General features: G+C 73.0%; 22 protein-coding genes and 1 riboswitch. Of the genes, 19 read left to right on the plus strand and 3 right to left on the minus strand.

The features are described 5' to 3' along the window. Positions 1-67: 67 nt before the first annotated feature. The 13 genes from CLV56_RS10960 (at position 68) to CLV56_RS11020 (ending at position 12,344) form a co-directional block, all read left to right on the plus strand. Positions 68-1,417: an aspartate aminotransferase family protein gene (locus CLV56_RS10960; RefSeq protein ID WP_100414812.1), complete on the plus strand. Its 1,350-nt coding sequence runs from the start codon at positions 68-70 to the stop codon at positions 1,415-1,417. After that, on the plus strand, positions 1,404-2,852 hold the full coding sequence (locus CLV56_RS10965) for an NAD(P)/FAD-dependent oxidoreductase (RefSeq protein ID WP_100414813.1): 1,449 nt from the start codon (positions 1,404-1,406) through the stop codon (positions 2,850-2,852). Before CLV56_RS10960 ends, CLV56_RS10965 begins: the two co-directional genes overlap by 14 nt. Positions 2,853-2,919: 67 nt before the next feature. Next, positions 2,920-4,059, plus strand: a complete 1,140-nt coding sequence (locus tag CLV56_RS10970) for an ABC transporter ATP-binding protein (RefSeq protein ID WP_039341176.1) — start codon at positions 2,920-2,922, stop codon at positions 4,057-4,059. Next, positions 4,056-5,210 carry a polyamine ABC transporter substrate-binding protein gene (locus CLV56_RS10975; protein WP_039341239.1) on the plus strand — a complete coding sequence of 385 codons (1,155 nt, stop codon included), beginning with the start codon at positions 4,056-4,058 and terminating at the stop codon, positions 5,208-5,210. The genes CLV56_RS10970 and CLV56_RS10975 overlap by 4 nt, the downstream gene beginning before the upstream one ends. Next, positions 5,210-6,169, plus strand: coding sequence for an ABC transporter permease (locus tag CLV56_RS10980; protein ID WP_039341172.1), 960 nt, complete (start codon positions 5,210-5,212; stop codon positions 6,167-6,169). The genes CLV56_RS10975 and CLV56_RS10980 overlap by 1 nt, the downstream gene beginning before the upstream one ends. Further along, complete coding sequence (locus CLV56_RS10985) at positions 6,166-7,062, plus strand: ABC transporter permease (protein ID WP_100414814.1); 897 nt, start codon at positions 6,166-6,168, stop codon at positions 7,060-7,062. The genes CLV56_RS10980 and CLV56_RS10985 overlap by 4 nt, the downstream gene beginning before the upstream one ends. Before the next feature lie 4 nt (positions 7,063-7,066). Then, positions 7,067-7,417, plus strand: coding sequence for a cupin domain-containing protein (locus tag CLV56_RS10990; RefSeq protein ID WP_039341169.1), 351 nt, complete (start codon positions 7,067-7,069; stop codon positions 7,415-7,417). Positions 7,418-7,643: 226 nt separating this feature from the next. Then, positions 7,644-8,342, plus strand: a complete 699-nt coding sequence (locus CLV56_RS10995) for an SGNH/GDSL hydrolase family protein (protein ID WP_039341166.1) — start codon at positions 7,644-7,646, stop codon at positions 8,340-8,342. 9 nt (positions 8,343-8,351) lie between these two features. Beyond that, positions 8,352-8,732 carry an ankyrin repeat domain-containing protein gene (locus CLV56_RS11000; RefSeq protein ID WP_039341163.1) on the plus strand — a complete coding sequence of 127 codons (381 nt, stop codon included), beginning with the start codon at positions 8,352-8,354 and terminating at the stop codon, positions 8,730-8,732. A gap of 160 nt (positions 8,733-8,892) precedes the next feature. Then, a riboswitch (TPP riboswitch) is annotated at positions 8,893-9,010 on the plus strand. 13 nt (positions 9,011-9,023) lie between these two features. Further along, positions 9,024-9,641: an ECF transporter S component gene (locus tag CLV56_RS11005; RefSeq protein ID WP_245857765.1), complete on the plus strand. Its 618-nt coding sequence runs from the start codon at positions 9,024-9,026 to the stop codon at positions 9,639-9,641. Then, positions 9,638-11,152: an ABC transporter ATP-binding protein gene (locus CLV56_RS11010; protein WP_100414815.1), complete on the plus strand. Its 1,515-nt coding sequence runs from the start codon at positions 9,638-9,640 to the stop codon at positions 11,150-11,152. The genes CLV56_RS11005 and CLV56_RS11010 overlap by 4 nt, the downstream gene beginning before the upstream one ends. Next, positions 11,149-11,850 carry an energy-coupling factor transporter transmembrane component T family protein gene (locus tag CLV56_RS11015; RefSeq protein WP_039341159.1) on the plus strand — a complete coding sequence of 234 codons (702 nt, stop codon included), beginning with the start codon at positions 11,149-11,151 and terminating at the stop codon, positions 11,848-11,850. The genes CLV56_RS11010 and CLV56_RS11015 overlap by 4 nt, the downstream gene beginning before the upstream one ends. A 41-nt stretch (positions 11,851-11,891) precedes the next feature. Then, entirely contained in the window at positions 11,892-12,344 is a 453-nt protein-coding gene (locus tag CLV56_RS11020; protein ID WP_039341157.1) for a MaoC family dehydratase, read from the plus strand. Between the two features lie 86 nt (positions 12,345-12,430). On the opposite strand, the gene CLV56_RS11025 is transcribed toward CLV56_RS11020, so the two are convergent. The 3 genes from CLV56_RS11025 to CLV56_RS11035 are packed head-to-tail and all read right to left on the minus strand — an operon-like array spanning position 12,431 to position 15,171. Further along, positions 12,431-13,561, minus strand: a complete 1,131-nt coding sequence (locus tag CLV56_RS11025) for an aromatic ring-hydroxylating oxygenase subunit alpha (protein WP_039341154.1) — start codon at positions 13,559-13,561, stop codon at positions 12,431-12,433. A gap of 9 nt (positions 13,562-13,570) precedes the next feature. Then, a complete protein-coding gene (locus CLV56_RS11030) occupies positions 13,571-14,776 on the minus strand; it encodes an NAD(P)/FAD-dependent oxidoreductase (RefSeq protein WP_100414817.1) in 1,206 nt (401 codons plus the stop codon). Then, the gene (locus tag CLV56_RS11035) at positions 14,773-15,171 is read right to left on the minus strand and encodes a bifunctional 3-phenylpropionate/cinnamic acid dioxygenase ferredoxin subunit (protein WP_342745012.1); all 399 of its coding nucleotides are present in this window, start codon (positions 15,169-15,171) and stop codon (positions 14,773-14,775) included. Before CLV56_RS11035 ends, CLV56_RS11030 begins: the two co-directional genes overlap by 4 nt. A gap of 83 nt (positions 15,172-15,254) precedes the next feature. Between CLV56_RS11035 and CLV56_RS11040 the strand changes: the two genes are divergently transcribed. From CLV56_RS11040 to CLV56_RS11065, 6 genes are all read left to right on the plus strand, one after another. After that, a complete protein-coding gene (locus CLV56_RS11040; protein ID WP_039341147.1) occupies positions 15,255-16,034 on the plus strand; it encodes an IclR family transcriptional regulator in 780 nt (259 codons plus the stop codon). A gap of 92 nt (positions 16,035-16,126) precedes the next feature. Next, on the plus strand, positions 16,127-18,628 hold the full coding sequence (locus tag CLV56_RS11045) for a GcvT family protein (protein ID WP_170224784.1): 2,502 nt from the start codon (positions 16,127-16,129) through the stop codon (positions 18,626-18,628). Next, on the plus strand, positions 18,625-18,921 hold the full coding sequence (locus CLV56_RS11050) for a hypothetical protein (protein WP_039341145.1): 297 nt from the start codon (positions 18,625-18,627) through the stop codon (positions 18,919-18,921). Before CLV56_RS11045 ends, CLV56_RS11050 begins: the two co-directional genes overlap by 4 nt. Next, positions 18,921-20,108, plus strand: coding sequence for an N-methyl-L-tryptophan oxidase (gene solA / locus CLV56_RS11055; RefSeq protein ID WP_100414818.1), 1,188 nt, complete (start codon positions 18,921-18,923; stop codon positions 20,106-20,108). Before CLV56_RS11050 ends, solA begins: the two co-directional genes overlap by 1 nt. A 42-nt stretch (positions 20,109-20,150) precedes the next feature. Then, positions 20,151-21,869, plus strand: coding sequence for an NAD(P)/FAD-dependent oxidoreductase (locus tag CLV56_RS11060; RefSeq protein WP_100414819.1), 1,719 nt, complete (start codon positions 20,151-20,153; stop codon positions 21,867-21,869). Then, a complete protein-coding gene (locus tag CLV56_RS11065) occupies positions 21,866-23,254 on the plus strand; it encodes an adenylate/guanylate cyclase domain-containing protein (RefSeq protein WP_039341142.1) in 1,389 nt (462 codons plus the stop codon). Before CLV56_RS11060 ends, CLV56_RS11065 begins: the two co-directional genes overlap by 4 nt. Positions 23,255-23,743 lie beyond the last annotated feature (489 nt).

A 23,743-nucleotide genomic window follows, 5' to 3' on the forward strand; every position in this document is an offset into this window, starting at 1 on the left:
ACAGCCGAGGGTCTCGACAGGCTCAACCGCCGACGGTTGAGCCTGTCGGAACCACACAAGGAGAGACATGAAGGACCGCACGTACGAGCTGGACCGCGCCCACGTCTTCCACTCGTGGTCGGCGCAGGCCTCGCTGACCCCGATGGTGGTCGAGCGCGCCGAGGGCAGCTACCTGTGGGACAACGACGGCACCAAGCTGCTCGACTTCTCCTCGCAGCTGGTCTTCACCAACATCGGGCACCAGCACCCGCGTGTGGTCAAGGCGATCCAGGACCAGGCCGCGACGCTGTGCACGATCGCGCCGCAGCACGCCAACGCGGCGCGCTCGGAGGCCGCGCACCTGATCGCCGAGCTCGCCCCCGGCGACCTCGACCGGGTCTTCTTCACCAACGGCGGTGCGGACGCGGTCGAGCACGCGGTGCGGATGGCGCGGCTGCACACCGGGCGGCGCAAGGTGCTGTCGCGCTACCGCTCGTACCACGGCGGCACCCAGACGGCGATCAACCTCACCGGCGACCCGCGTCGCTGGCCGAACGACGTGGGCGCCGACGGCGTCGTCCACTTCTTCGGGCCGTTCCTCTACCGCTCGGAGTTCCACGCGACGACCGAGGCCGAGGAGTGCGAGCGCGCGCTGGCGCACCTCGAGCACACGATCCAGCTGGAAGGGCCGGACACGATCGCCGCGATCATCCTCGAGACGATCCCGGGCACGGCCGGCATCATGCCGCCGCCCCCGGGCTACCTGGAGGGCGTGCGCGCGCTCTGCGACCGGTACGGGATCGTGTGGATCGCCGACGAGGTGATGGCGGGCTTCGGCCGGACCGGCACGTGGTTCGCGCTCGACCTGTACGACGCGGTCCCGGACCTGATCACGTTCGCCAAGGGCGTGACGTCGGGCTACGTCCCGATGGGCGGCGTGATCATCTCCCCGCGGATCGCGGCCACGTTCGACGACCGTCCGTACCCCGGCGGGCTCACGTACTCCGGTCACCCACTCGCCGCCGCCGCGGCGGTCGCGACGATCGAGACGATGAAGGACGAGAAGATGGTCGAGCACGCGGCGATGCTCGGCGAGGAGGTCTTCGGGCCCGAGCTGCGCGCGATGGCCGAGCGGCACGCGTGCGTCGGTGAGGTCCGCGGCGTCGGCGCGTTCTGGGCGCTGGACCTCGTCGCGGACGCCGCCACGAAGGAGCCGCTGGCGCCGTACGGCGGGTCGAGCCCGGCGATGAACGAGGTGATCGCCGCCTGCAAGAAGGGCGGCATGCTCCCGTTCGCGAACTTCAACCGGATCCACGTCGTCCCGGCCCTCAACATCACCGTCGACGAGGCCCGCGAGGGGCTCGCCGCACTCGACGCCGCACTCACCGTCGGAGACGCCCACGTGCACAGCGTCGGGGACGCGCATGCCGGTGCGTAGACCACTGATCGCCGGGCGGGACTGGCGACCGACCGTCTTCGAACGCCAGGCTCCGCCCGACGCCGTGGTCGACGCGTCGCTGACTGACTCCGAGGCAGGGTGCTTCTGGCTGGAGGACGTCGCCGACACCACGGCGTACCCGCACCTGACCGGTGACCACGCCTGCGACCTGGTGGTCGTCGGCGGCGGCTACACGGGCCTGTGGACCGCGGTGAAGGCCAAGCTCCGCAACCCCGGCGCGAGGGTCACGCTGCTCGAGGGCCAGACGGTCGGCTGGGCGGCGAGCGGCCGCAACGGCGGGTTCTGCGACGCCAGCCTCACCCACGGCGAGGAGAACGGCCGCACGCGCTGGCCGGAGGAGTACGACACCCTCGCGCGGCTCGGCGACGAGAACCTCGACGCGATCGCCGCGGCCGTGGAGTCGCTCAAGCTGGACTGCGACTTCGAGCGCACCGGCAGCCTCGACGTCGCCACCGAGCCGCACCAGGTGGAGTGGCTGGCCGAGGCGGGCGCCGACCTCCTCGACGCGGACGCGGTCCGGGCCGAGGTCGACAGCCCCACGTACCTCGCCGGCGTCTGGCACCGCGACAGCACCGCGATGCTGCACCCGGCCAAGCTCGCCAAGGAGCTCGCACGCGCCGCCGACGGTCTCGGGGTGCAGATCTTCGAGCACAGCCACGTCGAGGCGCTCGAGGCCGACGGTCGCCGCGGGCCGGTCACCGTCCGTACGCCGCGGGGCGCCGTACGCGCCGACCGTGCGGTGCTCGCGACGAACGTGTTCCCGTCGCTGCTCGCGCGCTACCGCTGGCACACGATCCCGGTCTACGACTACGCGCTCATGACCGAGCCGCTGACCGACGCGCAGATGGACGCGATCGGCTGGCGGAACCGTCAGGGCGTCGGCGACAGCGCCAACCAGTTCCACTACTACCGGCTCAGCGCCGACAACCGGGTGCTGTTCGGCGGCTACGACGCGATCTACCGCTACGGCGGCCAGGTCCGCTCCGCCTACGAGGACCGGCCGGAGACCTACCGCCGGCTCGCCTCGCACTTCCTCACCACCTTCCCCCAGCTGGAGGGGGTCCGGTTCACCCACCGGTGGGCCGGTGCGATCGACACCTCGACGCAGTTCTGCGCGTTCTACGGCCTGGCCAAGCAGGGCCGGGTCGCGCACGCGGCAGGGTTCACCGGACTCGGCGTCGGCGCGACGCACTTCGCGGCCGACGTCATGCTCGACCTGCTCAGCGGGGAGTCGACCCCGCGCACCCAGGTCGAGATGGTGCGGAAGAAGCCGCTGCCGTTCCCGCCCGAGCCGGTGGCCTCGGTCGGGATCCACACGACCCGCTGGTCCCTGGACCGCGCGGATCACCACGGGGGACGACGAAACGCCTGGCTCCGCGCGCTCGACGCGGTGGGTCTGGGCTTCGATTCCTGAGGGCGGCGGTTCCGACCGACGGGCTCCGGCTCACCTGATGGCCCCCTCACCGGACTGAAAGGGCGATATGACCAGCCAGAACGAGGACCGCGCGGCGACCGTGTCGCTGCGCGGGGTGCGCAAGCACTTCGGTGACCTCGCCGCCGTCGACGGTGTCGACCTCGACATCGCCGAGGGCGAGTTCCTGTCGCTGCTCGGCCCGTCGGGCTGCGGCAAGACCACGCTGCTGCGGATGATCGGCGGCTTCGAGGACCCCGACGGCGGCGACGTGCTCCTGCGCGGCCGTTCGGTCGTCGGCCTCCCGCCGCACAAGCGGACCGTCAACACCGTCTTCCAGGCGTACGCGCTGTTCGCGCACATGACGGTCGCCGAGAACGTCGCGTACGGCCTGCGGCAGCGCCGCGAGGGCCAGCCGCGCCTGTCGAAGTCCGAGATCACCGAGCGGGTCTCCGAGGCCCTCGCGCTGGTCCGGATGAGCGAGTACGCGCAGCGTCGCCCGAAGAAGCTGTCGGGCGGGCAGCAGCAGCGTGTGGCGCTCGCCCGTGCCATCGTGAACCGCCCCGACGTGCTGCTGCTCGACGAGCCGCTCTCGGCGCTGGACCGCAACCTGCGCGAGCAGATGCAGGTCGAGCTGAAGCTGATCCAGCGGCAGGTCGGCATCACCTTCGTCTTCGTGACGCACGACCAGTCCGAGGCACTGTCGATGAGCGACCGGATCGTCGTGATGAACAGCGGCAAGGTCGAGCAGGTCGGCACGCCGCAGGAGGTCTACGAGCGTCCGGCCAGCGGCTTCGTCGCCGCGTTCGTCGGGATGCAGAACTTCGCCGACGGCGCCGTACGCGACGGTGCGGTCGCGACGGACTGGGCGACCTTCCGTCCCGAGGCCGACGAGCTCGCCGGTCACGCGGCAGGCGCCTCCGTACGGGTGGGTGTCCGGGCCGAGTCCGTGACCGTCGGCAACGACGCCCCGACCGAGGGCGACCAGGCCGAGAATGCCGTCGCCGGCACGCTGGCCGGCACCTCGTTCCTCGGCGACGCCGTGCAGCACGTCCTGCTCACCGGCGACGGTCGTGAGGTCCTGGCGCGGACCCCCGTCGACCAGGCCGAGGCGCTCGCGACCGGGACGAAGGTGTGGGCCCGGTGGTCGCCGAGCGCCGTGCGCGTGTTCGCCGCCGACGCGAGCGAGGCGTCGAGGAAGGACTCGTGACCGCCCGGCGCCCGGTGCGGGTTCTCGCACCACGGGAGGAGGCCGGCCGGATCACCCGCCGCGCGCTGCTCGGCGGATTCGCCGTCGTCGGCGCCGCATCGGTCCTCGGGTGCGGTCGCGACACGTCGCTGGCCGCGACCGCGAGCCCGGACGGCGACCTCGAGGGCCGGGTGAACGTGTACTCGTGGGGCGACTACGAGGCACCGAAGAACCTGCGCCGGTTCTCCCGGCGCACCGGTGTCACGGTCCAGGTCGACGCGTTCGGCTCCAACGAGGAGATGATCGCGAAGCTCGGGGCGAGCCGCGGCACCAGCGGCTACGACGTGATCGTCCCGACCGGGCAGTTCGTGCCGATGATGGCGGCGAACGACCTGCTGGTCCCGCTCGACCACGACCTGCTGCCGAACATGAAGCACCTCGACCCGCAGATCGTCGACCCGTCCTGGGATCCGGGCAACGAGTTCACCGTCCCGAAGGCCTGGGGCACGACCGGCTTCGCCTACGACACCCAGAAGATCGACAGCCGGCCCACCTCGTGGCAGGACTTCCTCGACCTCGCGAGCGGGCAGGCGGCCGGCTCGGTCTCCCTGCTCGACGACCCGTGGGAGGTCTGCTCGATCTACTTCGCGGCCAACGGCATCGACCCGAACACGACGGACGAGGCCGACCTGGACGCCGCGCAGGACTTCCTCGTCGGCACGCTCGCGCCGGAGGTCCGTGCCTACTCGTCGAACCCGACGCAGAGCATCGTGCAGTCGGAGCTCGCGCTGATCCAGGCGTACAACGGCGACGCCCGCTGGGGCATCCTCGAGTCCGACGACCCGGACCGCTGGCGCTGGGTCTACCCGACGCCGACCGCGAACCTGTGGATCGACACCTGGGCGATCGCCACCGGTGCGCAGCACATCGACAGCGCGCACGCGTTCATCAACTACATGCTCGACCCCAAGGTCTCGATGCGGGAGCTGGACTGGAACGGCTACCCGACCGGCGTCGCCGGGCTCGAGGCGAAGGCCGAGGAGTGGGAGCTGGAGCTGACCGACATGATCTTCCCGCCGACCGAGGTGACCGAGCGGCTCACGGCCGCGGAGCTCACCGACGCCCAGGACCGTCTCACCGACATCCTCCAGCGCATGCAGGCGGCGGCCTGATGAGCGCCACGACGCAGACCCCCGACGCACCCGCCTCGGCCCCCGTCACCCGCACCCGCCGGCGGTCCCGCCGACCGGGCGGCGGCTCCGGCTGGCTGTCGCTGCCGGTGTGGTTCTGGCTGGTCTTCTTCATCCTGACGCCGCTGGCGCTCGTGTTCTGGTACTCGTTCGGCTACAAGCCGGACCTGTTCACCTCGGTCGCGACGGACGCACCGTCGTTCGACCGCTACCGCGAGGTCACCGACCCGGTCTTCATGTCGACCTTCTGGGACACGCTGCGGATCGCCGCGATCGGCACCACGCTGTGCGCGGTGATCGGCGTACCGTTCGCCTACTGGATGGGCGTCAAGGTCGACCCGCGGTGGCGCCCGCTGCTGCTGGCCCTCGTCCTCGTGCCGTTCTGGACGAACTTCCTGGTCCGCACGCTCGGCTGGCAGATCATCCTGTCGCCCGAGGGCTTCCTCTCCCACGGGCTGCAGAAGGTCGGGATCCTGTCCGGCCCGCTCGACGTCCTCTACACGAGCGCCGCCGTCCAGCTCGGGGTGGTCTACAACTACCTGCCGCTGATGATCCTGCCGCTCTACGTCGTCTTCGAGCGGCTCGACCCCGCCCAGCGCGAGGCGAGCCGTGACCTCGGCGCGGGACGCTGGCGCACCTTCGGCGCGGTCACGCTGCCGTCGGCGCTGCCGGGCATCGCCGCCGGTGCGCTGCTGGTGTTCATCCCGCTGATGGGTGACTACCTGACGGCGTCGGTGCTGGGCGGCTCGCGCGGCACGATGGTCGGTCAGATGATCGCCCGCCAGTTCAACACCGCGCAGGACTGGGCGCTCGGCTCGGCGATGGCGTTCACCCTGATGGCGTTCGTGCTGCTGACGGTCGTCGTGGTCGGCCTGGTGTTCCTGGCCGTACGGGCGCTGCTGCGACGAGCGCGACACCTCGACCTGGAGGGGGCACGATGAGCACCACCACGGCGGAGACGACGGCGCCTGCGCCCGCGCGGCGGCCCCGGCGGCACGACCCGGCGAAGCTGGGCCTGAACCTGTTCGGGATCGCGGTCTTCGGGTTCCTGTTCCTGCCGATCCTCGTGATCGTCGGCTACTCGTTCAACACCGGACGGCTGCTGGGTGCGTGGAAGGGCTTCGGCTTCGACGCGTACCAGTCCGCGGTCGACAACCCGGTGATGATCGACGCGGTGATCACCTCGCTGGTCGCAGGCGTGCTGGCGTCGCTGGTGGCGACGGTCCTCGGCACGATCGGCGGTGTGGCGCTGGCGCGTGCGGGGGCGAAGGCGCGCTGGGCAGCCCTGCTGACCGCGCTGCTCGCTCTGACGCTGATCACCCCGGAGATCATCGACGGCATCTCGATCCTGCCGTGGCTCGTCACCCTGGGCACGGACGTCGGCATCGGTCCGGTGAACAACGGCATGGTCCGCCTCGTGATCGTCCACACGTCGCTCGCGATCGCGGTCGTCACGTTCATCGTGCGGGCGCGGATGCAGGGGATGGACGACCAGGTGGAGGAGGCCGCGGCCGACCTGTACGCGACGCCGTGGAACCGGTTCCGCCAGATCACCCTCCCGCAGGCCGGCCCCGGCATCTTCGCCGGTGCGCTGCTCGCCTTCACGCTGAGCATGGACAACACGATCGTGGCGTCGTTCGTGCAGGTCCCCGGCTACACGCCGTGGCCGGTCTACGTGCTGGGCTCCCTGAAGACCGGGCTGCGGCCCGAGATCGCGGCGCTGTCCACCGTGATGCTGCTGCTGACGCTGGTAGCGCTCACGGTGGTGTGGCTCGTGCTGCGCCGATCCGGCGACGACAACGCGGCCGTGGCCCGCACGTTCACGGGCGGGTGAGTCGATGAGCACCGAGTCTGCTGTTCCGCGTGTGCTGTCGCCCGACGTCCGCAGCCACCCGCTCGAGTCCGACGAGCTCGACCCGTCCGACGTGGTCGCCGGTGCGCCGGCGACCGCTTCGGCGGGGCTCGCCGAGCTCGGCGGGATCGAGGTGGGGATCTGGGAGATCACCGAGGGCACGGTGCGCGACACCGAGGCCGACGAGATCTTCGTGGTGCTGTCGGGCTCGGGCACGGTGACGTTCGAGGACGGGGCCGTGCTGGAGCTCGGTCCCGGCATCGCGGTCCGGCTGCGCGCCGGCGAGCGTACGGTCTGGGAGATCCGCGACCGCCTGCGCAAGATCTACGTGGTCTGACGGTTTCCGTAGCCGGCTGGCGGGGTCTCGATCGCTCGCTGCGCTCGCGCCTCGACCAACGGCGGCCCCGGTTCGTCGAGGCCGAGCGGAGCGAGGATCGAGACGCGGAGTCAGACCGGTCGTTCGTCGAGGCCGAGCGGAGCGAGGATCGAGACGCGGAGTCACGGTTCGGCATCGGATGTCCGAATCCCTGGGGTCGGCGTGACGCACGAGCGACCATGGCGCTGTGATCACGTTCCCGCGCCGCCTCGCACTGAGGTTCGGCGTGCTGTCGCTGTGCATCCTGCTCACCGCTCTCGTCGCCTCCACCCGGCTCGCCGACGAGGCGGTCGGTGCGGACGTACGGCGCTGCGAGACGTTCGCGGCCGGAGCGGCAGCGCGCCGCGCAGAGCCTCCGACGGGCACCGGACCGCGGATCGTCGTCGTCGGGGACTCGTGGTCCGCGGGGCTCGGTCTGCGCGATCCGTCGCAGGCCTGGACGTCACGGCTCGAGGGACGCGTGCACGTGGACGCGTTCTCCGGGTCGGGGTTCAGCGCGGCGGCGAGCCCGTGCCGCGGAGCGTCGTTCGCAGCGCGGGTCGAGCGTGCCGTCGAGGGCGGGGCCGACCTGGTCGTGCTCGAGGGTGGGCTCAACGACGTGGATCAGTCGGTCGCCGACCTGCGTGCGGGGTTCGAGCGGGTGCTCGCGCCGCTCGACGGACTCGATGTCGTCGTGGTCGGCCCCGCCGCCGCTCCGGCTCGGGCCGCAGGCGCAGCCTGGGTCGACACCGAGCTGGCGGTGCTGACGGGCGACCACGGCGTCGCGTACGTCTCGACGCGCGACCTCGACCTGCCGTACCTGTCCGACGGGCTGCACCTCACGACGGACGGGCACCGTGCGTTCGGTGAGGCCGTCGCCACGCGGATCGCGGGTCTGGCCGGGTAACGTCCTCGTATGGGAAGCAGCGAGCCGGACCCCGAGGTCGTCGAGCTCGCGCACCAGATGTTCGACCTGGCGCGCGAGGGCGAGACCGATCGCCTGCTCGCCTACGTCGAGGCCGGCGTGCCGGTCGGCCTCACCGATCCCAGCGGCAACACGCTGCTGATGCTGGCCGCGTACCACGGTCACGCCGACCTCGTGCAGCGCCTGGCCGACGCCGGAGCGGACGTCAACCAGCTCAACGACCAGGGGCAGAGCCCGCTGGCCGGGGCGATCTTCAAGGGCGAGGACCTGGTGGTCTCGATCCTCGTCGGCGCCGGGGCCGACCCCGACGTCGGGACGCCCTCGGCGCGGGTGGCGGCGGCGATGTTCGGCCGCGAGTCCCTGCTGAGCTGACCGAAGCCGGGCGCCGACGTCGAACGCCGAGGGTCTCGATCGTCGCTCCGCTCCGCCTCGACCGGCGGAGGGACGGGTCTCGACCGGCGGGGGGACGGGTCTCGACCGGCGGAGGGGCGGCGGCCGTTCCCGGCGGCGGTCGGGACGCGCTAGGCTTCACGGCGAACGACAGGGGAGCGCGCGTGCCGAGGCACGGCGCGCTGAGAGTGCGGACGAGCCGCAGACCCTCCGAACCTGCACCGGTTAGCACCGGCGAAGGGAGTCATCATGGCCTCAGCCAGCCGTACCCGCATGTCTGATCTGTTCCGTTATCGGACGATCGATCTCGTCACCGTCGCGATGCTCGGCGTCGCGGTCGGCGTGATCTTCTGGGGCTGGAACCAGCTGTACGCGGTGGTCAGCACCGCGTCCTTCTTCGCGTTCCCGCCGAGCATCGGCGCGATCTCCGGACCGTGGCTGCTCGGCGGTGTGATCGGCGGCCTCGTCGTACGCCGCCCCGGCGCCGCGTTCTCCACGGAGGTGATCGCCGCCGTCGTCGCGCTGATGCTGGGCAACCAGTGGGGGATGAGCTCGATCATGTCCGGGATCGTGCAGGGCCTCGGCGCCGAGGTCGTGTTCGCGCTGCTGATGTGGCGGCGCTGGGGCGTCGTCGCGGCGGCGCTGTCGGGGGCCGGATCCGCGCTGTTCGCGGTCGCGTACGAGTGGAACGTGTACTGGGCCGACTGGAGCGTCGGCTACCGGCTCGTCTACGGCGGGCTGTTCATGGCGTCGGGCGCCGTGATCGCCGGGCTCGGCGGGTGGCTGCTGGTCCGCGCGCTCGCAGCCACCGGGGCGCTGGACGCCTTCGGTGCGGGCCGCGAGTACCACGACCGGGCCGGTGCGCCGGCGCAGTCGACCGCCGCGCGATGACGACGACCGCGGCCACGGTCGAGACCGGAGCCGCACGGATCCGGGACCTGACCTGGCGACCGCTCGGGCGTACGACACCGGTCCTGGACGGACTCGACCTCGACGTCGCGCCAGGGGAGCGGGTCCTGCTCGCCGGTCCGTCGGGCGCGGGGAAGTCGACCGTGCTGCGGGCGCTCGCGGGCGTGCTCGAGAGCGCGGGCCTCGGCGAGCGTACGGGCGAGGTCGCCGTGGGCGGCCGGACCGGGATGCTCCTGCAGAATCCCGGTGACGCCGTCGTCGCCGAGCGGATCGGGCGCGACGTCGCGTTCGGGCTCGAGAACGCACGGCTGCCCCGGGACCCCATGCCGCGCCGGGTCGCCGACGCGCTCGCCGCGGTCCGGCTCCCGTACGGGCCGGGGCACCCCACCGCTGCGTTGTCCGGTGGCGAGCAGCAGCGGCTCGCGCTGGCCGGTGTGCTCGCGTGCGAGCCCGACCTGCTCCTCCTCGACGAGCCGACGTCGATGCTCGACGAGCCCAACGCGGTCGCCGTCCGGGCCTGCGTCCTCGAGGCGCTCGACCGTACGGGGGCGGGGCTGGTCGTGGTCGAGCACCGGATCGAGCCGTGGCTCGCCCACGTCGACCGGGTCGTGGTCCTCGATGCCCACGGCGCAGTCGTGCGGGACGCCGACCCGGAGGGGTTCGCGTCGACGATGCGCGACGAGCTCGCGGCGGCAGGGGTGTGGATGCCGGGGGCCGTCGTGCCGGAGCCGGTGCTCCCGCCGTCCGTTCTGGTGGCGCCCGACGGGCCGGTTCCGACGCTGCGCGCCGAGGGCCTCGGCGTCGACCTGCGCCGGGTGACGATGCGCGGCACCACCCTCACGCCCGCCCTGCATGCGATCGACACGGAGGTGGATCCCGCAGCGGTGACCGCGTTCACCGGTCCGAGCGGGGCGGGGAAGTCGACGCTCCTCGCCGCCTTCGGTGGGCTGCTCGCGCCGACCTCCGGTCGGGTGCACGCGCCGACGCGCAAGCCGCTGCACCGCACGCGGTCACGCGATCTCGCCCGGCTGCTCGGATGGGTCCCGCAGAACCCGGAGCACGGCTTCCTCACGACCCGGGTGCGTGACGAGGTCGCGGCGACCGGGGGGCGGCTCGGCGTCACGGTCGACGTCGACGCGGTGCTGGACCACCTCGGCCTGACCCAGCACGCGGACGCCCACCCGTACCGCCTGTCCGGCGGGGAGCAGCGACGGCTCGCGCTGGCGGCCGCGCTGGCTCACCGGCCTGCCGTCGCGCTGCTCGACGAGCCGACCGTGGGCCAGGACCGCCGGACCTGGGCGGCGGTCGCCGGCTGGATGCGCGGCGCCGCGGACGCCGGCGCCGCCGTCGCCGCCGCCACCCATGACGCCGTCCTGATCGCCCTGACCGACCACCGCGTGGCACTCCCTTCGCGCTCTGTGACCCCAGCCCCGGAATCTGCCGTCGAGAACGGGGCTGCGGTCACACAGCGCGAAGGGGAGGGGGCGCCGTGAGGGCGGTCGTGCGGGAGGCGAACCCGCTGGCCCTGCTGGCCGCCGGGTCGCTCGCGATCGTCGCGTCGCTCGCGGTCCGCGACCTTGCGACCGGGCTCGTGACGCTCGGGGCGTACGCGGTGGTCGGGGCGTTCTGCGTGCCGTCGCTGCGGTTCGCGCTCGTGCGGTTCCTCGCCGTGGCGGTGGCGTCGGCGTCGGTCACGTGGTCGACCTGGCTGCTGGGTGGCCACGACCTCGAGGTGGCGCTGACCGCCGGTCTGCGGATCGTCGTGCTCGCGCTCCCGGGCGCCGTGCTCGCCGCGTTCCTCGACCCGCCGCGGCTGGCCGACGAGCTGGGGCAGCGGCTGAGAGTGCCGCCGCGGTTCGCGGTGGCGTTCGCGGCGGCGCTGCAGCGGTTCGCGCTGCTCCGGGAGACCTGGATCCAGCTGGATCGCGCCAGGCGGGCGCGGGGGTTCGGCCCGACGGCGAACCCGCTGTCGTCCGCGCGGCACGGGGCCGCGCTCGCGTTCGCGCTGCTCGTCTCCGCGCTGCGGGACGCGGGCCGGATGGCGACGGCGATGGACGCGCGCGGGTTCGCGACGGCCCACGAGCGGACCTGGGCGGAACCGGTGCGCTGGATGCGGGGCGACACGGTTCTGCTCGGGCTCGGGGTGGCGCTGGCGGTGCTGCCGTACGCGCTGCGTCTCGGGGGGTACTAGGATTCCCGACTAAGCAAGCGCTTAGCGACGAAGGAGACCCGATGCGCACCGTGAAGAACCTGGAGGAGCTGTCCACGCTGGTCGGCGAGGAGCTCGGCGTCAGTGACTGGCACGAGGTGACGCAGGAGCAGGTCAACCTGTTCGCCGACGCCACCGGCGACCACCAGTGGATCCACGTCGACCCGGAGAAGGCCGCGAAGGGCCCGTTCGGCACGACGATCGCGCACGGCTACCTCACGGTCTCGCTGATCCCGATGCTCGGTGCCGAGATCTACACGGTCGAGAGCGTGAAGATGGGCGTCAACTACGGCAGCGAGAAGGTCCGCTTCCCCGCGCCGCTCCCGGTCGGCAGCCGGGTCCGCGGTCGCGCGACGCTCGCCGAGATCGTCCCGGCCGCGTTCGGCCAGCGCGTCGCCGTCGACTTCACCGTCGAGGCGGAGGGCGTCGAGAAGCCCGTCTGCGTCGCGCGGACGCTCGCGATCTTCGCGGAGTAGTCCGCGCCCGCTGGTCGGGGCCCGCTGGTCGAGGCCGAGCGGAGCGAGGATCGAGACCCCGTTCCCGCCCGGCCCCCCCGGCGGCGTCACTCGCCCACGGCGTCCCGGACCCAGGCGTGGAACTCACCGATGTGGTGCTCGGCCGGGACGAGCACCCCGCCCTCGGCGTACGCGGACGAGGACATCGACGGCTGCGTCTTCTCGCACGCGTCGAAGTCCTGCACGTTGACGCGGTGGAACAGCTCGACCGACGCCGACACGTCCGTCCCGGCGGCGACGACCTCCGGGGCGAACAGCCAGTCGCAGACCACCCGGGTCCGGTCGACGGCGAGCGGGACCATCCGGTGCAGGACGACGTGGTCCGGCACCAGGTTGACGAAGACGTTCGGGCGGAATGTCACCGCGTAGTAGCGCCGGTCCTGCTCCGCCGCGACCGACGGGAGCCGCGCAGTGCCCGCGGAGCCGTCGACGGTGAAGCCCTGCACCTCGTCGCCGAACGCCGCGCCGTGGTTCACGTACGCCTGCGCCGCCCAGCCCTCCGCGAACTCGGGCAGCACCTCGGTGAGCTCGGGGTGGATCGTCGCGCAGTGGTAGCACTCCTGGAAGTTCTCGATGACCAGCTTCCAGTTCGCGGCGACGTCGTAGGTGATCCGGCGCCCGAGCGCGATCCCGTCGACGCCGTAGTTGTCGAGGTTCCGCACGTCGCCGAGGCGGGTCACGACCTCGCCGAGCACGGTCTCGGAGAAGGACGGCGGCTCGGCCGCCAGGCAGACCCACACGTACCCGAGCCACTCGCGCACGTGGACGCCGACCAGCCCGTACCGCGCGCCGTCGACGTCGGGCATCCGGGTCAGGTTCGGGGCCGCGACCAGGCGGCCGTCGAGGTCGTAGGTCCAGGCGTGGTAGCCGCACTGCAGGCTCCGTGACGAGCCCGACGGCTCGGTGCAGACGCGCATGCCGCGGTGCCGGCACACGTTGAGGAACGCGCGGACCTCGCCGCGGCGGTTGCGCGAGACGATCACCTGCTCGCGTCCCACGGTCGCGACCTCCCAGTCTCCGGGGCGCGCGATGTCGGCGCTGCGCACGACACAGCTCCACGACGCCTCGAGGATCGCGGCCTGCTCGCGCGCGAAGATCGTCGGGTCGGTGTACCAGCGGCCCGGCAGCGTCGGCTCGAGCGATCCCGGTAGCGGCCGGGCGACGGGTTCGATGATCATCCGTCCTCCTCAGGCCGAGGCCACGAGACGGGTCCGCGGCGCGCGGGACCGGCGCCACCGCATGACCTCGCGCGGACGGTTCATGCCGAGGATCCCGGTCTCGACGCCGCCCCGCTCGTACGTCACGAGCAGGTCCGCCCCCGCGACCGAGCCGGCGACGACCCGGCCGTACGCATCGGCCGGGACGCGACCCGCGACCTGGACCGTCACGTCGTGCTGCTCGGACCAGAAGTACGGGTCGGGCAGGGCCGCGCTCGCCCGGCCGAGCACCGATGCGGCGACCACCGCGGCCTGGTCGACGGCGTCCTGCCAGTGGCCTCCGGGGTGCGCCCCGTCGACGCCGGTGTCCCAGGCGGCGCAGTCGCCGGTCGCCCACACGCCGGGGACACCGGTCCCGCCGGTGACGTCGCAGACCACGGCGCCGGTCGGCCCGAGCGTGACGCCGGACCCCGACAGCCAGCCGGTCGCGGGCGTCGCGCCCACCCCGGTCACGACGAGGTCGGCGTCGACGGAGCCGCCGGTGGTGAGCACCACCGCGCGGACGCGTCCGCCGTCGTGCGTCAGGAACCCGGTCGCGCGGGCCGAGTCGACGAACCGCACGCCGTGGCGCTCGTGCAGGCCGCGCAGGGCGGCCGCGACGAGGGGCCCCAGCCGTCCCAGCAGCGGGTTCCGTTCGGGCGAGACGACGGTGACCGAGCGGGCGCCGAGCGCGGTGGCGGCGGCAGCCGTCTCAAGAGCGACGAAGCCGCCCCCGACGACCGCGACCCGCGCGCCGCCGACGCCGTCGCTGCGCAGCGCGTCCGCGTCGTCCAGGGTGCGCAGGACGTGTGTGCCCGGCACCGGCGGTCCCAGCCGTACCGCCTCGGCTCCGGTGGCGAGGACGACCGCGTCCGCGGTGAACGCCCGTCCGTCGCGCGTGCGGACCGTACGCGTGGGGCCGTCGAGCGCGGCGGCGCCCGCCCCGCGCACCCAGTCGACGTCGAGCGGGTCCTCGGGGTCGTCGAGCGCGAGGTCGTGGGCGCTGACCACACCCGCGAGGTAGGCCTTGCTCAGCGGCGGCCGGTCGTACGGCGGGTGCTGCTCGGCGCCCAGCACGGTGAGGGTGCCGCCGAACCCGGCCGTACGGAGGGCCCTGGCGGTGTGGAAGCCGGCGAGCCCGCTGCCGACGACCAGCACGGACCTCTGCGCCGGTCGCGCTCGTCGAGACCCGCTCATGACAACACTCCGGGCGGAAGGTGGGGGACCGCCGTCGAGAGCTCGACCCAGACCTCGCCGTCGCGGACCTCGACGTGGTGGACCCGCGCGGGCCGCTTGGCCGGCGGCTGGTCGACCTCGCCGGAGAGCAGCGAGAACGAGCTCGCGTGCAGGGGGCACTCGACGCGGCAGTCCTCGACCCATCCCGCGGCCAGGGACGCGTCCTGGTGCGTGCAGGTGTCGTCGAGAGCATGGACCGTGCCGTCCTCGGTCAGGAAGACGGCGATCGGCGGGGTGAGGGCGTCGATCCGCAGTCCCTCGCCCGGGACCAGCTGATTCACAGAGCACACACGCAGCATCCGGCCTCCCGGTGCTAATGTTGCATAATGAGCAACATGCCTCTCATGACACAACATTCTGGAACCCGCCCTCCCGTTCGCGTCAAGAGGCGCCCCGGCGTGTTCGGGAATCTTCACGCGGGCGAAACAGGTGGGGCGCGATGAGCCCGGTCGAGGACGGTGCTCCGATCCAGTCGGTCGAGCGGGCCGTCCGGATCCTCGAGCTGCTCAGCGAGCAGGAGCTGATGGGGGTCAGCGACCTCGCGCGCATCCTCGACGTGCACCGCTCGACGGCCTTCCGGCTGCTCGCCACGCTCGAGGGACGCAGCCTGGTGGAGCAGGACGGTCACCGCGGCGCGTACCGTCTGGGGCTCGGCGTGCTGAGGCTCGCCGGCTCCGTCCGCAGGCGCACCGATCTCGTACGTGACGCCCAGCTGTGCTGCGACGAGCTCGCCGAGCGGCTCGACGAGACGACCAACGTCGCGATCATCGACGACGGAGCCGCGGTCAACATCGCCCAGGCGATGGGGACGCAGCTGGTCGCCGTGACCCAGCAGTACGTGGGGCAGCGCACGCCGCTGCACGCGACGTCGACCGGCAAGGTGCTGCTGGCCCACGCTCCGCGCGACGTCCGCGAGGAGGTCCTGGAGGGCCCGCACGAGCGGTTCACCCCGTCCACGCTGACCGAGCCGGACGACGTGCGCGCCGAGCTCGAGCACGTGCGGGAGCAGGGGTGGGGTGCTGCGAACGAGGAGTGGGAGTCCGGGACCTGCGCGGTCGCCGTGCCCGTGCGCGGGGAGGGCGGTCTCGTGGTCGCGGCGATCTCCGTGACGGCTCCGGCGTTCCGGATGGCGGCGTCGACCTTCCCCGCGTACGCGGCGGCGCTGCGGGAGGGCGCCGCGGATCTGGGCCGACGGCTGGGGTATCTCGCGCCGCGCTGAGACCGCGAGTCTTGCCGGGAGTCGGTATCGCACCGTACGCTCGTTGCACCATAGACATCGGCGTTGCGGATCACGCAACGAAGGAGCGTCCGATGAGTGCTTCGCGTTCCACGCCCCTCGCCCAGCCACGCGTGGTGATCATCGGTCTCGGCGTCGTCGGCGCCGCGCTGGCCGACGAGCTCGTGCTCCGCGGCCTGCGGTCGGTCACCGTGCTCGAGCAAGGCCCCCTGTACGCGACCGGGGGCTCGAGCTCGCACGCTCCCGGGTTCGTGTTCCAGACCAACCCGAACCGTACGACGAGCGCGCTCGCCGCCCGCACGCTCGGCAAGCTCGACAGGCTCGACCTCGGCGGCGCGTGGATCTCCAAGCGGGTCGGCGGCCTCGAGCTCGCCCGGACGCCCGAGCGGCTGCGCGAGCTGGCCCGGCGCCACGGCCTCGCCTCCGCCGGCGGGATCGAGTCCGCGCTCGTCGGTCCCGAGGAGTGCGCACGGCTGTGGCCCGGGCTCGACCCGTCGGTCGTGCTCGGCGGCTTCCACACGCCGACCGACGCGGTGGTCAAGAGCGCCCGGGCGGTCGAGTGGCAGGCGCGCCGCGCCGAGGCGGGCGGAGCCGTGGTCCGCGGGCACAGCCGGGTCGTGGGCATCCGTACGGCCGCCGGCCGCGTCACCGGGGTCGAGGTGGTCGGCGTGCCGTCCGCGCCCGACGCGACGCCGGAGGTCGTCCCCGCGGACGTCGTGGTCTGCTGCGCCGGCCTGTGGGGGCCGCAGATGGCGCGCGAGCTGCTCGGGTTCGAGATCCCGATGATGCCGATGGAGCACGGCTTCGCGTGGAGCACGCCGATCGCGTCCCGGGCTGCGCTCGACGAGGACGTCGAGGTCGAGCGGGTGATGCTGCGCCACCAGGACCACGCCATGTATCTGCGGGAGTGGGGGAGCACAGTCGCGATCGGCGCGTACGAGCACCGCCCGATCCCCGTCGAGCCGGAGCGGATCGCGTCCGCCGACGAGTTCGCGGCCACGGGCGTCCACCCGGCGATGCACCCGTTCACGCTCGCCGACTTCGAGCCCACGTGGCGCGAGGCGCAGACGCTGATCCCCGAGCTGCGCGGCGTCGGCCTCGACGGGAGCCGGGCGTTCAACGGCATCTTCTCGTTCACGCCCGACGGCGGGCCGATGCTCGGACCGGTCACCGGCACGGACGGGCTGTGGCTCGCCCAGGCCGTCTGGGTCAGCCAGTCCGCGGGGGTGGCGCAGGTCGTCGCCGACTGGCTCGTGCACGACGACCCCGGGATCGACACCCACACCCTCGACCACCGGCGCTTCGACCCGGCGGTCGTGAGCCACGACTTCACCGTCGAGCGGGCCGAGGAGGCCTACGACGAGGTGTACGACATCGTGCACCCGCGGGCGTCGACCCTGCGGCTGCGGGGGCTGCGGACGACACCGTTCTACGAGCGGCAGCGCGAGCTCGGAGCGGTGTTCGCCGAGGCGAACGGGTGGGAGCGGCCGCTGTGGTTCGAGGCCAACGCCGGGTTCGAGGGCCCGCCGGTCGCGGAGCGCGACGCCTGGTCCGCCCAGCACTGGTCGCCGATCGCCGCCGCGGAGGCCTACGCGGCGCGCAACGCGGTCGCGCTGTTCGACATGAGCGCGCTCGCGCGTCTCGAGGTCAGCGGCCCGGGCGCGGAGGCGTACCTGTCCGGTCTGCTCACCCGCCCGCCGGGGCGCTCGGTGGGCACGATCGTCTACGGGCTGCTGCTCGACGGGGCCGGCGGCGTGCTCTCGGACGTGACCGTGGCGCGGCTCGGGCCCGAGGAGTTCCACCTCGGCGTCAACGGCCCGCTCGATCGCGCCTGGCTGACCGCACACCTGCCGGACGACGGCAGCGTGCGGATCCGCGACGTGGCGTCGGGCGCGTGCGGGCTCGGCCTGTGGGGTCCCGCGGCACGCGACGTCCTCGCGACTCTGACCCCCGACGACGTGTCGCACGCGGGGTTCGGCTTCTACCGGGCTCGGCGGATCCGGGTCGCCGGCGTGCCGGTGCTCGCGCTGCGGCTGAGCTACGTCGGCGAGCTCGGCTGGGAGCTGTACGCGCCGGCGGAGTTCGGTCGCCGGCTGTGGGACGCGCTGTGGGAGTCCGGGCGCCCGCACGGGATCGTGGCCGCGGGGCGCCGGGCGTTCGAGAGCCTGCGGCTGGAGAAGGGCTACCGGCTGTGGGGGACCGACGTCACCCGCGAGCATGCGCCCGACGAGGCCGGGCTGTCGTTCGCGGTGCGCGACGACGGTCGGGAGTTCGTCGGGCGCGACGCGCTCGCGACGCGGCCCGCGACCCGGCGGCTGACCTGCCTCACCCTCGACGACCCGCGCCGCGTCGTGCTCGGCGGAGAGCCGGTGCGGTCCGGCGACGAGGTCGTCGGCTACGTCACCAGCGCCGACCACGGCTACACGACCCACACCTCGATCGCGTACGCCTGGGTGCCGGCAGAGCTCGCGGTCGTCGGGACGGCGCTGACCGTGGAGTGGTTCGGGGAGCAGCTCGGGGCCACCGTGACCGCCGAGCCCATCTTCGACCCCGACATGAAGCACATGCGCCGATGACCGCGGTCGCCAGCCCGCCGTTCGTCGAGGCCGAGCGGAGCGACCGCCCGTTCGTCGAGGCCGAGCGGAGCGACCGCCCGTTCGTCGAGGCCGAGCGGAGCGACCGCCCGTTCGTCGAGGCCGAGCGGAGCGAGGATCGAGACGTGTGCGGGGTCTCGATCGGGCTCGTTCCTCGCCCGCCTCGACCGCCGGTGGTGCTCGTTCCTCGCCCGCCTCGACCGCCGGTGGTGCTCCTTCCTCGCCCGCCTCGACCGCCGGTGGTCTCCACCAGCGGGAGCAGGAGGGGTCGCTGATGGACGCGTACGACGTGATCGTCCTCGGGGTGGGGTCGATGGGCGGCGCGGCCTGCAACGCGCTGGCCGAGCGGGGCGCGTCGGTGCTCGGACTCGAGACCTACCAGCCCGGCCACGACCAGGGCTCCGCTCACGGGGGCAGCCGGATCGTGCGCCAGTCCTACTTCGAGGACCCGGCGTACGTCCCGCTGCTGCGCTCGGCGTACGACGGGTGGCGGCGGCTCGAGGAGGAGTCCGGCCGCGACCTGCTCACGCTGTGCGGCGGGATCTACGTCGGCGACCCGGCGAGCGTCACGTTCACCGGGAGCCGAGACGCCGCGGTTCAGCACGGTCTGGATCACGAGATCCTCGACGCTGCGCAGATCCGGGCCCGCTTCCCGACGATGGACCCGGCCGACGACGCGATGGCGGTCTACGAGGCGAACGCCGGCTACGTCCGCCCGGAGGAGACCACGATCGCGAACGCCGAGGTCGCCGTACGCAAGGGGGCCGCGCTGCGTTTCGGGGAGCGCGTGCTGCGCTGGTCGGCCACGCCGGACGGCGGTGTCGAGGTGGAGACCGGCCAGGGCCGGTACGGGGCGGACCGCCTCGTGATCGCGCCCGGGGCGTGGGCGCCGCAGCTGCTCGCCGACCTGGCGCTGCCGCTGTCGATCGAGCGGATGGTCTTCCACTGGTTCACCCCCGACTTCGCAGCGGTTCCGTACGAGCGGTGGAGCGAGGAGGAGCACCCGGTCTACATCGAGGAGACCCACGGCAACCAGCAGATCTACGGGTTCCCGATGACGGACGGGCCCGAGCGCGGGTTCAAGCTCGGGTTCTTCCGGCTCGGCACGCCGACCGATCCCGACGACGTCGACCGGGTGGTCCGCGACGAGGAGTCGACGGTGATGCAGGAGCGAGCCCGCCAGCTGTTCCCGCACCTGTCCGGGCCGGTCGTGCAGGCGAAGACCTGCCTGTACTCGGTCACGCCCGACGAGCACTTCGTGATCGGCGCCCACCCGGCGTACGAGCAGGTCGCGATCGCCTGCGGCTTCAGCGGGCACGGGTTCAAGTTCGTGCCGGTCGTCGGTGAGATCCTCGCCGACCTCGCGACCACCGGGTCGACCACCCATCCGATCGGGCTGTTCGACCCGACGCGGGGGGTGCTGCATCCCGAACGCGGGGAGCCGGAGCCGTTGCCGTCGTAAAACTCCACAGCACGGTGACCCCGTCCGCGCGATCATCGAAGGATGAGCGATCACGCCGTCTCGGGCGTGTCTCGAGCGCGCCCCCTCATCCTCGCCGTCCACACCGACCACACCGCGCTCGACCGGCTCGAGGGCGAGCTCCAGCGCTGCTTCGGCAGCGACTTCCGGGTCCGCGGAGAGTCGAGCGCTGTCGACGCGCTGCGCACCCTCGAATCGGCCCAGGACCACGGGGACCGGGTCGCGGTCGTCCTGGTCGACGTCACCCTCGACGCACGCGAGCGCAGCAAGCTGCTCGGCGCCGCGCGGTCCCTGCACCCGGACGCACGGCGGGTGCTGCTGATCCGGTGGGGCTCCTGGGCCTACCGTGACGTCGCCGAGACGATCCTGCACGACATCGCGGTCGGCGACGCCGTCTCGTACGTCCTGACGCCGTGGACCGACGGTGACGAGCTCTTCCACCGGACCGTCGCCGAGCTCGTGCAGGAGTGGTCGCGCAGCGAGGCGACGAACTGGCGCGAGGTCGTCGTGCTCGCCGACGCCGAGAACGCCCGCGCGCACGAGGTGCTCGGCGTCCTGGCGCGCAACGGCGTCCCGCACGCGTTCCGGCCGCGAGGCACCGAGATGGCCGAGCAGGTCGAGCGGTACCTCCTCGACGCCGGCAAGAGCCTCGACGCGTCGGTGGTGGTCTGGATGCCCGCGATCGGCGGCACCCTGCTGCACGACCCGAGCGACCTCGAGCTCGCCGAGGCGTGGGGCGTCCCGACCACGCTCGACGGCGACCGGTCGTTCGACCTCGTCGTCGTCGGCGCCGGGCCGGCCGGACTGGCCGCTGCGGTGTACGGGGCGTCGGAAGGGCTGCGGACGCTGATCGTCGAGCGGGAGTCGCTCGGCGGGCAGGCCGGGTCGAGCTCCCTGATCCGCAACTACCTCGGGTTCTCCCGCGGCGTGAGCGGCGTCGAGCTCGCCCAGCGCGGCTACCAGCAGGCCTGGATCTTCGGCACCCATGTGCTGCACATGCGCGAGGTGGACGCGCTGGAGATGCAGTCCGACGGCACGCTGCGGCTGTCGGCCGGCGATGCGGGCACGGTCACCGGCCGCGCGGTCGTGCTCGCCACCGGCGTCTCGTATCGTCGCCTGGGCGTGCCGAGTCTCGAGGCGTTGAGCGGCGCCGGGGTTTTCTACGGGGCGAGCGTGACCGAGGCGCACGGGCTGCGGGGGCGGCGCGCGATCGTCGTCGGCGGTGGCAACTCCGCGGGGCAGGCCGCGATGCACCTCGCGCGCTACTGCGAGAAGGTCACGATCGCGATCCGTGGCGAGGGCGTGGCGGCGAGCATGTCGCAGTACCTCATCGACGCGATCGACGCGGCCCGCAACGTCGAGATCCGCACCCACGTCGAGGTCGTGGGGGGTGGCGGCGACGGGTGGCTGGACCACGTCGTGCTCCGGGACCGTCGGACCGACGCGCAGGTGCGCGAGGAGGTGGCCGGGCTGTTCGTGATGATCGGCGCACAGCCCCACACCGCCTGGCTCCCGGCCGAGGTCGGTCGGGACGAGCGCGGCTTCGTCCTGGCCGGTGCGGACGCCGCGGCTTCCCCGCTCTGGACCAGCGACCGGCTGCCCCGACCGTACGAGTCGACCGTGCCGGGGGTCTTCGCCGTCGGCGACGTGCGCGCCGGGTCGGTCAAACGCGTGGCCTCGGCCGTGGGCGAGGGCTCCGTCGTGCTCGCGCAGGTCCACCAGCACCTCGCGGAGTCACCGTGACCGGGGCGCCCCGTCCCGAGCGCTCCGGACCCGGCGCGGGTCGGGTCGCGCTGCTCGCGATCGTGCTGGCGCTGCCCATGCTCGGCCTCGCGGTGCTGCTCTGGCAGCCGGACCTCGACGTGTGGTGGGAGGATCACCGCGCGCACTTCTGGCTGGTGCTCGCCACCGGCGTGCTGAGCGCCGTGCTCGCGTACGCGACCGGGGTCGCGGCCCTGCGTCGCGCGGACGCCCGGGTGCTGCTGGTCTCGTACGCGTTCCTGTCCGTCGCGCTGTTCCTCGGGCTGCACGCGCTCGCGACCCCCGGCATCCTGCTCGACACCCCGAACGCCGGGTTCGTCCTGGCCACCCCGGTCGGCCTCGCCCTCGGATCGGTCTTCGCGCTGGCGTCGAGCGGAGACCTGACCGGGGAGCGGGACCGCACGGCGCTGCGCTGGGCGCAGGCGATGCGGTGGGGGATCATCGGGTTCGCCGTGCTCTGGGCGGCGGCGTCGCTGATGCGGATCCCGCCGCTGCGCGAGCAGGGCGTCGCCGAGGAGGTGGACGGTCTGCTCACGGCGTTCGCCGGCGCGGCGATCGTGCTGTACGGCGTGAGTGCCTACCGCTACCTGCGGCTGTGGGCGCGGCACCGATCGCTCATGCTGCTCTCGATGGCCTCGGCGTTCGTGCTGCTCGCCGAGTCGTGCGTCTCGGTCGTCCTCGGCGTCAGCTGGCACCTGTCGTGGTGGGAGTGGCACGTGCTCATGCTCGCGGCGTTCGTGCTGGTCGCGCTCGGCGCGCGGATCCAGTGGCACGAGGAGCGGTTCGCCGACCTCTACCTCGAGGACACCACCGCCGGGAACCGCGAGATGAGCGTGCTGTTCGCGGACCTCAAGGGGTTCACCACCTTCTCCGAGCAGCACACGGCACGCGACGTGACCGCGATGCTCAATGCGTACTTCGAGGTCGCGGTGCCGCCGGTCGTGCGGCGCTACCGCGGGGAGGTCGACCGGATCATCGGGGACGCGCTGATGGTCACCTTCAACCGCCGCGGCGACCAGCCCGACCACGCCCGGCGCGCCGTGCTCGCCGGTCTGGCTCTGCAGGAGGCGACCGCGACCGTCGCCGACGCGCACCCGGGGTGGCCGCGCTTCCGGGTCGGGGTGAACTCCGGCGAGGTCACCGTCAGCGTGCTGGGCACCGAGGGTGGACGGACCCAGACCGTCATCGGCGACACGGTCAACACGGCGTCGCGGATCGAGGGCAAGGCGCCGGTCGGCGGCGTGGCGGTCGGACCGTCGACGCTGGCGGCGCTGCCCGACGCGGACGCGCACTCGCTCGGGCACGTGGAGCTGAAGGGCAAGGCGGAGCCGCTCGAGGTGTTCGAGATCCGCGGCCTCGGCAGCTGAGCCCTGACTCCTCCGCCACGGCCCCGGCCCCTGGCGGTCTGCGTAGCCGGCTACGCAATCGCGCACTGGGCCCTGATGGTTTCCCCAGCCCGGTGCGGGTCTGCGTTGCCGGGTCGGCGCGTGGGCGTCTCGATCGTTGCTGCGCTCCGCCTCGACGAGCGGGTGGGTCGGTCGGCGCGTGGGCGTCTCGATCGTTGCTGTGCTCCGCGTCGACGAGCGGGTGGGTCGGTCAGCGCGTGGGCGTCTCGATCGTCGCTGCGCTCCGCCTCGACGAGCGGGTGGGTCGGTCGGCGCGTGGGCGTCTCGATCGTCGCTGCGCTCCGCGTCGACGAGCGGGTGGGTCGGTCGGCGCGTGGGCGTCTCGATCGTCGCTGCGCTCCGCCTCGACGAGCGGGTGGGTCGGTCGGCGCGTGGGCGTCTCGATCGTCGCTGCGCTCCGCGTCGACGAGCGGGTGGGTCGGTCGGCGCGTGGGCGTCTCGATCGTCGCT

This window comes from Mumia flava (genome assembly GCF_002797495.1).
Lineage (GTDB): Bacteria > Actinomycetota > Actinomycetes > Propionibacteriales > Nocardioidaceae > Mumia > Mumia flava.

Bases quoted from the DNA above. Each gene is read 5' to 3' on its own strand.
- CLV56_RS10960 (WP_100414812.1), top strand. From the start codon at position 68: ATGAAGGACCGCACGTACGAGCTGGACCGCGCCCACGTCTTCCACTCG.
- CLV56_RS10965 (WP_100414813.1), top strand. From the start codon at position 1,404: ATGCCGGTGCGTAGACCACTGATCGCCGGGCGGGACTGGCGACCGACC.
- CLV56_RS10970 (WP_039341176.1), top strand. From the start codon at position 2,920: ATGACCAGCCAGAACGAGGACCGCGCGGCGACCGTGTCGCTGCGCGGG.
- CLV56_RS10980 (WP_039341172.1), top strand. From the start codon at position 5,210: ATGAGCGCCACGACGCAGACCCCCGACGCACCCGCCTCGGCCCCCGTC.
- CLV56_RS10985 (WP_100414814.1), top strand. From the start codon at position 6,166: ATGAGCACCACCACGGCGGAGACGACGGCGCCTGCGCCCGCGCGGCGG.
- CLV56_RS10990 (WP_039341169.1), top strand. From the start codon at position 7,067: ATGAGCACCGAGTCTGCTGTTCCGCGTGTGCTGTCGCCCGACGTCCGC.
- CLV56_RS11000 (WP_039341163.1), top strand. From the start codon at position 8,352: ATGGGAAGCAGCGAGCCGGACCCCGAGGTCGTCGAGCTCGCGCACCAG.
- CLV56_RS11005 (WP_245857765.1), top strand. From the start codon at position 9,024: ATGTCTGATCTGTTCCGTTATCGGACGATCGATCTCGTCACCGTCGCG.
- CLV56_RS11010 (WP_100414815.1), top strand. From the start codon at position 9,638: ATGACGACGACCGCGGCCACGGTCGAGACCGGAGCCGCACGGATCCGG.
- CLV56_RS11020 (WP_039341157.1), top strand. From the start codon at position 11,892: ATGCGCACCGTGAAGAACCTGGAGGAGCTGTCCACGCTGGTCGGCGAG.
- CLV56_RS11025 (WP_039341154.1), bottom strand. From the start codon at position 13,561: ATGATCATCGAACCCGTCGCCCGGCCGCTACCGGGATCGCTCGAGCCG.
- CLV56_RS11030 (WP_100414817.1), bottom strand. From the start codon at position 14,776: ATGAGCGGGTCTCGACGAGCGCGACCGGCGCAGAGGTCCGTGCTGGTC.
- CLV56_RS11035 (WP_342745012.1), bottom strand. From the start codon at position 15,171: ATGTTGTGTCATGAGAGGCATGTTGCTCATTATGCAACATTAGCACCG.
- CLV56_RS11040 (WP_039341147.1), top strand. From the start codon at position 15,255: ATGAGCCCGGTCGAGGACGGTGCTCCGATCCAGTCGGTCGAGCGGGCC.
- CLV56_RS11045 (WP_170224784.1), top strand. From the start codon at position 16,127: ATGAGTGCTTCGCGTTCCACGCCCCTCGCCCAGCCACGCGTGGTGATC.
- CLV56_RS11050 (WP_039341145.1), top strand. From the start codon at position 18,625: ATGACCGCGGTCGCCAGCCCGCCGTTCGTCGAGGCCGAGCGGAGCGAC.
- solA (WP_100414818.1), top strand. From the start codon at position 18,921: ATGGACGCGTACGACGTGATCGTCCTCGGGGTGGGGTCGATGGGCGGC.
- CLV56_RS11060 (WP_100414819.1), top strand. From the start codon at position 20,151: ATGAGCGATCACGCCGTCTCGGGCGTGTCTCGAGCGCGCCCCCTCATC.